This is a genomic window from Klebsiella sp. MS 92-3, from assembly GCF_000195655.1.
Taxonomy (GTDB): Bacteria; Pseudomonadota; Gammaproteobacteria; order Enterobacterales; family Enterobacteriaceae; genus Klebsiella; species Klebsiella pneumoniae.
In genome coordinates this window covers 52,268-58,438 of record NZ_GL882802.1, presented here as the reverse complement: position 1 = coordinate 58,438, position 6,171 = coordinate 52,268, and the positions used below count along the sequence as shown (strand labels likewise).

At 57.1% G+C, this 6,171-nt stretch carries 9 protein-coding genes; 5 read left to right on the top strand and 4 right to left on the bottom strand.

Annotated features, from left to right (window positions below):
- From HMPREF9538_RS29835 to fabY, 3 genes are all read left to right on the top strand, one after another.
- On the top strand, positions 1-428 hold a 428-nt coding region (locus tag HMPREF9538_RS29835), incomplete at its 5' end, for a YihY family inner membrane protein (RefSeq protein WP_009484981.1).
- On the top strand, positions 425-862 hold the full coding sequence (dtd, locus tag HMPREF9538_RS15095; protein WP_002882809.1) for a D-aminoacyl-tRNA deacylase: 438 nt from the start codon (positions 425-427) through the stop codon (positions 860-862). The genes HMPREF9538_RS29835 and dtd, both read left to right, overlap by 4 nt.
- A gap of 44 nt (positions 863-906) precedes the next feature.
- Positions 907-1,848: a fatty acid biosynthesis protein FabY gene (gene fabY, locus HMPREF9538_RS15100; RefSeq protein WP_004178031.1), complete on the top strand. Its 942-nt coding sequence runs from the start codon at positions 907-909 to the stop codon at positions 1,846-1,848.
- A 13-nt stretch (positions 1,849-1,861) separates the two neighbouring features.
- Here the strand turns inward: fabY and HMPREF9538_RS15105 are convergent, their stop codons facing one another.
- Positions 1,862-2,779, bottom strand: a complete 918-nt coding sequence (locus HMPREF9538_RS15105; RefSeq protein ID WP_009484979.1) for an alpha/beta hydrolase — start codon at positions 2,777-2,779, stop codon at positions 1,862-1,864.
- Positions 2,780-2,983: 204 nt separating this feature from the next.
- Between HMPREF9538_RS15105 and HMPREF9538_RS15110 the strand changes: the two genes are divergently transcribed.
- Together HMPREF9538_RS15110 and HMPREF9538_RS15115 are read left to right on the top strand one after the other, a co-directional pair.
- Complete coding sequence (locus HMPREF9538_RS15110; protein WP_004150355.1) at positions 2,984-3,226, top strand: CopG family transcriptional regulator; 243 nt, start codon at positions 2,984-2,986, stop codon at positions 3,224-3,226.
- Positions 3,226-3,609, top strand: coding sequence for a type II toxin-antitoxin system VapC family toxin (locus HMPREF9538_RS15115; protein ID WP_002882817.1), 384 nt, complete (start codon positions 3,226-3,228; stop codon positions 3,607-3,609). Before HMPREF9538_RS15110 ends, HMPREF9538_RS15115 begins: the two co-directional genes overlap by 1 nt.
- Before the next feature lie 173 nt (positions 3,610-3,782).
- Here HMPREF9538_RS15115 and fdhE read toward each other — a convergent pair whose 3' ends face one another.
- The 3 genes from fdhE to fdxH form a co-directional block, all read right to left on the bottom strand.
- The gene (gene fdhE, locus HMPREF9538_RS15120) at positions 3,783-4,712 is read right to left on the bottom strand and encodes a formate dehydrogenase accessory protein FdhE (RefSeq protein ID WP_004150358.1); all 930 of its coding nucleotides are present in this window, start codon (positions 4,710-4,712) and stop codon (positions 3,783-3,785) included.
- The gene (gene fdoI / locus HMPREF9538_RS15125; RefSeq protein ID WP_002882818.1) at positions 4,709-5,344 is read right to left on the bottom strand and encodes a formate dehydrogenase cytochrome b556 subunit; all 636 of its coding nucleotides are present in this window, start codon (positions 5,342-5,344) and stop codon (positions 4,709-4,711) included. The genes fdhE and fdoI overlap by 4 nt, the downstream gene beginning before the upstream one ends.
- The coding region (gene fdxH / locus HMPREF9538_RS15130) for a formate dehydrogenase subunit beta (RefSeq protein WP_009484978.1) at positions 5,341-6,171 on the bottom strand (831 nt) is incomplete at its 5' end. The genes fdxH and fdoI, both read right to left, overlap by 4 nt.

The following is a 6,171-nucleotide window of genomic DNA, read 5'->3' as shown; positions in this document are numbered from 1 at the left end:
CCCCCCCCCCCCCCGCCCCGCGGGGGGGGGCCGCCAGCCTGGCGATCAGTTCCTATCTGCTGTCGCTGCGCTGGGCAAGCGACCTGGACGGCGTAATTGATAATCTGCTCCGCCTATTTCCGCTGATCCTCTCCTGGGCAGCGTTCTGGCTGCTCTATAGTATTGTACCGACTACCCAGGTACGTAACCGCGACGCGGTGATCGGGGCGCTGGTGGCGGCGCTGCTGTTTGAGGCAGGTAAAAAGGCGTTTGCCCTCTATATCACCACCTTTCCGTCCTATCAGCTAATTTATGGCGTGATTTCGGTGGTGCCGATTTTGTTCGTCTGGGTGTACTGGACCTGGTGTATCGTCTTGCTTGGCGCTGAAATTACTGTCACTCTCGGTGAATACCGCAAACTTAAAACAGAAGAAACAGAACAACCATGATTGCATTAATTCAACGCGTATCCCGTGCAAGCGTTACCGTGGCGGACGAGGTGACGGGCGAAATTGGCCCGGGGCTTCTGGTGCTGCTGGGCGTCGAGAAAGACGATGATGAACAAAAGGCGAATCGCCTTTGTGAACGCGTGCTGGGCTACCGCATCTTCAGCGATGCGGAAGGGAAAATGAATCTGAATGTCCAGCAGGCGGGCGGCAGCGTGCTGGTGGTTTCGCAATTTACGCTGGCGGCCGATACCGAGCGGGGGATGCGACCGAGCTTCTCGAAAGGCGCTGCCCCTGACCGCGCTGAGGCGCTGTATGAGTATTTCGTCGCCCGCTGTCGCCAGCAGGAAATGCACACCCAGACCGGAAGATTCGCTGCGGATATGCAGGTTTCTTTGGTCAATGATGGTCCCGTGACCTTTTGGTTGCAGGTATGACCCAGCTTCCGGGCAGGCTGCGGGGAACAAAAGAGAGTACGACTATGTATCACCTTCGTGTACCGCAAACAGCAGAAGAGTTAGAGAGCTACTACCAGTTCCGCTGGGAGATGCTGCGTAAGCCGCTGCATCAGCCTAAGGGATCGGAACGTGACGCCTGGGATGCGATGGCGCATCATCAGATGGTAGTGGATGAAGAGGGCAACCTGGTTGCCGTCGGCCGGCTATATATCAATGCGGAGAATGAAGCCTCCATCCGCTTTATGGCTGTGCATCCCTCGGTGCAGGATAAAGGGCTGGGTACGCTGATGGCGATGACCCTGGAGTCCGTCGCGCGTCAGGAAGGGGTTAAGCGGGTTACCTGCAGCGCGCGCGAAGATGCGGTGGAATTTTTCGCCAAGCTCGGATTTGTCAATCAGGGTGAGATCACCACCCCGACCACCACGCCGATCCGTCATTTTCTGATGATCAAACCGGTCGCGTCGCTGGACGATATTTTGCACCGCGGCGACTGGTGCGCACAGCTCCAGCAGGCGTGGTATCAGCATATTCCGCTGAGTGAAAAAATGGGCGTACGTATTCAGCAGTACACCGGGCAGAAATTTATTACCACCATGCCGGAGGCGGGGAACCAGAATCCGCACCATACGCTGTTCGCCGGCAGCCTGTTTTCGCTCGCTACCTTAACCGGATGGGGGCTTATCTGGCTGATGCTGCGCGAGCGGCACCTGGGAGGCACCATTATTCTGGCGGATGCGCATATCCGCTACAGCCAGCCTATTAGCGGCCGCCCCAGCGCCATCGCCGACCTCGGTTCTCTGAGCGGCGATCTCGACCGACTGGCGCGCGGGCGTAAAGCCCGCGTGCAAATGCAGGTGGAGCTTTTTGGCGACGATAAACAGGGCGCCGTTTTCGAGGGGATCTACATCGTGCTGCCGGCGAAGCCCTTTGGCTCGTACGAAGAGGGCGGCAACGAGGAAGAGTAAGCGCCTGCGGCAGTTATCGTCCTGGCGATGCCACACGCCAGGCGATATCCCGCATGGCATCACGCGCTGCGTGGCTGACGCCTCCCAGCTGAAAGAAGCCGTGGATCACCCCCAGATAGCGCTGACAGGAACTCTCCACCCCTTGCTCCGTCAGCCTTCGGTACAGCACTTCGCCCTCATCACGTAAAGGATCGAACTCCGCCGTCAGGATGTGGACCGGTGGCAGACCGTGAAAATCTTCGCGCCAGAGCGGGCAGGCATCCGGATGGGTAGCGGGTGTGGCCGCTAAATACATTTCGTAGCCGCTAAGCAGCGTGTCCCGGGTAATGATGTAATCCTCGCCGTTGCTGGCGTAGCTTGCCATGCTGGCGGTAGCGTCGAGCATCGGGTAAATCAGGATAAGCTGTGCAGGTTGCCATGCTCCCGCCGCTTTCAGGCGCAGGGCCGTGACCAGAGCGAGGTGCCCGCCGGCGCTGTCGCCAGCCAGGGTGATACGTGATGCGTCAACGCCAAGCTGCTCCGCGTGCCGGTGGATAATCATGACACCTTGTTCTGCGTCATCGTGCGCCGCCGGAAAGGTATGCTCCGGCGCCAGGCGGTACTGTACAGCGATCACCCGGCAACCGCTGAACATGGCTAACTGACGGAGTTGGTTATCGTGGGTGGTAAAGCCGCCGCTGACAAAACAGCCGCCGTGGTAGTAGATAAGCGTGGGTAGCAGGCCGTCGGCTGTGGGCGGTGAAACGACGCGGAAGTGCATACCCTCCAGGGTGATATCCTCCACCCGCACTCGCGTTTCCGTCTCCCCGGCGAGTACCGCACTGGCGATATAGCCGGCCCTCCGATCATCAATATGCTGATCGCGTGATGACGGACGACCTGCCGCAATAAATGCCTCAACCAGCGAAGCAATCCCTTTTTCCAGCGCCATATGAAGTTCCTTGTACTGTTTTAATATCCAGTGTTATAGCCTGGATTATGGCGAAAAGACAGGCCTGTTGAGGTCGCCTGTGCATTATGGAAAGCGGCTCGCAAAAAAGAGTTTACCTGACAAAATCCTGTTTGTTTCCGATTCCAAAAGCTCTAGATTGCTCATAACTTCATCACTGGTGATATACTTGAGGTATATATGAGCATGATGGCTGAAAGGGATATGGGCAGAATTCTTCTCGATTTATCAGACGATGTCATTCAACGTCTCGATGACCTCAAAGTGCAGCGTAACATTCCGCGAGCGGAACTGTTACGTGAAGCGGTTGAACAATATCTGGAGAAACAAGATCGAGCTAAAGATACCATCTCCAGTGCGCTGGGTCTGTGGCAAGACTGCGAAGAAGACGGCATGGAATATCAACGTCAGCTACGCAAGGAGTGGTAATGACCTCCGGATCTGCGCTTTTTGATACCAATATTCTTATTGATTTATTTAGCGGGCGTCGCGAAGCCAAACAGGCGCTGGAGGCCTGGCCACCGCAGAATGCGATCAGTCTGATTACCTGGATGGAGGTGATGGTTGGCGCTAAAAAATATCACCAGGAGCAGCGCACGCGAATGGCGCTGAGCACCTTTAATATCATTAACATCTCACAGGATATTGCAGAGCGAAGCGTTGCGCTGCGGCAGGAGTATAAGCTTAAGCTGCCGGATGCCATCATTCTGGCGACGGCGCAACTCCATCGTCTGGAACTAATTACGCGGAATACGAAGGATTTTGCCGGTATTCCTGGCGTAGTCACGCCGTACGAAATCCACCCTGAATAATTCGAGTGACAGGAGGACGACAAGTGAGCGATAAACTCGTCTGAAACGAATATCTCCAGCCAAAGGTTGGCCTCTGATAACGGTCAGTGACGCGTGTGAATAATCCCTGCGCACGTTCGTGTCACAAGAAGGAAAACGGGCGACAAGAGCCGCCCGAAATCATACTGCAGAACTTACTCCCCTTCGCCGGGGAACATGAACGGGTTAATTGAGCTCCTGGCGAAGCCCTCCTGTTCCATGCGGGCGTCGAGCACCAGGGAGGCCAAATCGTCGGCGACGGCTTCGACTTTCGGATCCTTCTCCTGATACATAATCTTCAGGTAGGTTCCGCAGTCGCCGCAGCTTTCGGCTTTCACCGCCGCCTGCTCGTTGTCCAGCGACCAGTAGTGCAGGTCGCGGCTCTGCTCGCAGTTGCTGCACTTGACGCGTACTACGTGCCACTCAGTTTCGCACAGGTTGCAGTGCAGATAGCGCAGCCCCTGAGTGGTGCCGATTTGCACGATGCTGGAGACCGGCATCGAGCCGCACACCGGGCAGAACTGGCGCTGTTCGCCGTATTCGGCGCGCGCTTTTCCTGGGATCAGACTGGCCATCTGCGCCCAGTAGAGCGACAGCGCAGCCCAGATGAACGGCGCTTTGTCGCTACTGACGGAGGCGAAATCGGAAACAAACAGCGCGCTGGCCATCTGCTCCAGCTCCTGCTCAGAGGCTTTTTCCAGATTCTCAATGACCGCCAGCGCCGGGCCGCTCATTTCCGGCTTCAGCTCGGCAATCAGCGAGTGCAACAGCTTGTGCCAGTGCTTGTCGCGCGGCAGGACGTGGATATCCAGCGGCGGCTTGCCCTGTTCGCTGGCCGCTTTAATGCGGGCGGTGAGATCCATCTGCAGCGGATGGTCGTACAGCACTACTTCCTGGGCATGGGCAATCAGCGCGGCAAAGCGCAGGTAATCGCCTAGCGGGTTATTAGCGGCCAGCTCGCGCAAGCGTTCAGCGCGGCGGTTATACAGATTTTTCAGCCTGGGGAACAGTAACGGCGGAATTGCTTCCGCCGTGCGTTTCTCGCTCGAACCCAGCTCGTCTTGCGGGATTATGCGAATACTCATTCAGATGACTTTTCCTGTTTCTGGCGGACCTCTCGGTACCAGCGCGGGTGATGTTTCTTCGCCCACGTTTTGGTAACCCAGCCTTCCACCATCGCGGTAATGGTGCCTTTCACCCAGAGGGCGGCGTAGATATGCACCATGATAACCACAATTAACGCCACTGCGGCAAATGAATGCAGCATCAGCGCAAATCGGATCACCGGGATTGAGAAAGCCGGCGCAAAATACGGACGCCAGATGATCACACCGCTCACCAGCAGCAGTACCAGGAAGATAATCGCCGCCCAGAATACGCATTTCTGGCCGAAGTTATAGCGCCCGGTATCGCCCACCTCCTCGTTGACGACGATCTTACGAATATTCTTCGCCCAAAAGATATCATCCCGATTGATTAGGTTGTGATGCCAGTAACGGAAAAACATGATGATAAACGACGCGAACATCACCACCCCGACGAACGGGTGGAGAATTCGCGCCAGCTGCGGCGTGCCGAGGATATGCATCAGCCAGTTAAAGGACGGGAAGAAAAAGCCTAACCCGCTCACCGCCGCCAGGACGAAGCAGAAGGCGGTGACCCAGTGGTTGATGCGTTCCGGCGCCGTGTAGCGCACGATGGTGTCACGTCTTTTCATTTGCGCACCTCGTCTTTCTCTTCATGCAGATTGTCCTCTTCCTCTTCCGCGCGGTTCGGACCGACGCCGACGTAGTGGAAGATACTGGCTGCGAAGGTCGCGGCGAAGCCGACGGCCGCCAGCGGTTTCCAGATGCCTTTCCAGAACTTGACGGTCTGGCTGATCTCCGGGTTTTCCGGCAGGCCGTGGTACAGATTCGGCTTGTCGGCATGGTGCAGCACGTACATGACGTGGGTGCCACCGACGCCGGCCGGATCGTACAGGCCCGCATTGTCATAACCGCGGGTTTTCAGCTCAGCCACGCGTTCGCCGGCCAGCGTTTTCATATCCTCTTTGGAGCCAAAGTGGATTGCGCCGGTCGGACAGGTTTTCACGCAGGCAGGCTCCTGGCCGACGGTCACGCGGTCTACGCACAGGGTACATTTGTAGACGCGGTTGTCTTCCGGGTTCAGACGCGGTACATCGAACGGACAGCCGGCGATACAGTAGCCGCAGCCGATGCACTGCTCGGACTGGAAGTCGACAATGCCGTTGGCGTACTGAATGATCGCGCCTTCTGACGGGCAGGCCTTCAGGCAGCCCGGGTCCGCGCAGTGCATGCAGCCATCCTTGCGGATGAGCCATTCCAGCTTGTCGTTTTGTTCCACCTCCGAGAAGCGCATGACCGTCCATGACTTGGCGGTCAGGTCCGCCGGGTTGTCATACACCCCGACATTGTGACCGACTTCATCACGAATATCGTTCCATTCGGAGCAGGCCACCTGACAGGCTTTACAGCCGATACAGGTGGTGACGTCGATAAGCTTCGCCACCTCCTGCTGGTGGTT

Coding starts and splice junctions, on each gene's coding strand:
- dtd (WP_002882809.1), top strand. CDS start 425: ATGATTGCATTAATTCAACGCGTATCCCGTGCAAGCGTTACCGTGGCG.
- fabY (WP_004178031.1), top strand. CDS start 907: ATGTATCACCTTCGTGTACCGCAAACAGCAGAAGAGTTAGAGAGCTAC.
- HMPREF9538_RS15105 (WP_009484979.1), bottom strand. CDS start 2,779: ATGGCGCTGGAAAAAGGGATTGCTTCGCTGGTTGAGGCATTTATTGCG.
- HMPREF9538_RS15110 (WP_004150355.1), top strand. CDS start 2,984: ATGATGGCTGAAAGGGATATGGGCAGAATTCTTCTCGATTTATCAGAC.
- HMPREF9538_RS15115 (WP_002882817.1), top strand. CDS start 3,226: ATGACCTCCGGATCTGCGCTTTTTGATACCAATATTCTTATTGATTTA.
- fdhE (WP_004150358.1), bottom strand. CDS start 4,712: ATGAGTATTCGCATAATCCCGCAAGACGAGCTGGGTTCGAGCGAGAAA.
- fdoI (WP_002882818.1), bottom strand. CDS start 5,344: ATGAAAAGACGTGACACCATCGTGCGCTACACGGCGCCGGAACGCATC.